At 69.3% G+C, this 922-nt stretch carries 2 protein-coding genes; both read left to right on the forward strand.

Going from position 1 to position 922, the window contains the following annotated elements:
• Positions 1 to 153 (forward strand): sigma factor-like helix-turn-helix DNA-binding protein (locus EN745_RS37420; protein WP_348630995.1); only part of this gene is annotated, 153 nt, incomplete at its 5' end.
• Complete coding sequence (locus EN745_RS35275; protein ID WP_126054605.1) at positions 150 to 920, forward strand: anti-sigma factor; 771 nt, start codon at positions 150 to 152, stop codon at positions 918 to 920. The genes EN745_RS37420 and EN745_RS35275, both read left to right, overlap by 4 nt.
• The last annotated feature ends 2 nt before the right edge of the window (positions 921 to 922 follow it).

Consider the following 922-nt stretch of genomic DNA (forward strand, 5'->3'; position numbering starts at 1 on the left):
GGGCTGAGCTACGCCCAGGCGGCCGAGGTCAGTGGCGTGCCGCTGGGAACGTTGATGTCACGCATCGGCCGGGCCCGGGCGGCACTGCGCGAGATGGAGGAGGCCGCGCCGGTCGGCAGGAACCATCTCAGGATCGTCAAAGGTGAGCGATGAATGCGATGCTCGATCCCGTGACCGACGCCGATCTCGACGCCTATGTCGACGACCAGATGGAGGTGGCCCGCCGCATCGAGGTGGAGGCGTTCCTGTCCACCCAGCCGGAGGTCGCGGCGCGCGTGATGTCCGACCTTCGGACGCGCGACGAGTTGCGCGTGGCGCTCGCCGGCAAGGGCATGGCGCGGCCGGCGACCGCCGAGGCGGCACGACGGTTGGAGCGCGGACTGACCAGGGACCGCATCTTTTCCGTGCTGCAGCGGGCGGCGGCGGCGGCCATCCTGGTCGCGGCCGGCTGGCTGGCGAACGGCATTTTCGGACCCGTCGCGGTGACCAAGGTTGTCGCTTCCACGCAGCCGCCGGCCTATGTCGAGGAGGCGGTGAGGGCGCACCGGACGACGCTGATGCGCGAGGCGATGACCTCCCAGCGTGAAGCGCCGGACTACAATCCCGGCGAAATCCGTGCCGCGACCGCGATCGTCATGCCGTCGCTGCCAGGCGACTGGAAGGTTCGCGACGTGCAGATCTATCCGTCGCGCTTCGGCCCGAGCGTCGAGATGGCGCTCGAGACCAAGGATCTCGGCCTGGTCTCACTGTTCGCGATCAGGCCCGGAACCTTCGACGTGGTGAAGCCGGCCGTCGCGCCCTCGGGCGATATTTCCTCGGCCTATTTCCAGATCGGCGAGGTCGCCTACGCCGTCGTCGCGCGCAGCGATGCGCGCGACCTCGACCGGGCCGCCGAAACGCTGGCCCGCACGCTTTACTGAGA

Origin of the sequence: Mesorhizobium sp. M4A.F.Ca.ET.022.05.2.1 (assembly GCF_003998845.1) — a bacterium.
Classification (GTDB): Bacteria; Pseudomonadota; Alphaproteobacteria; order Rhizobiales; family Rhizobiaceae; genus Mesorhizobium.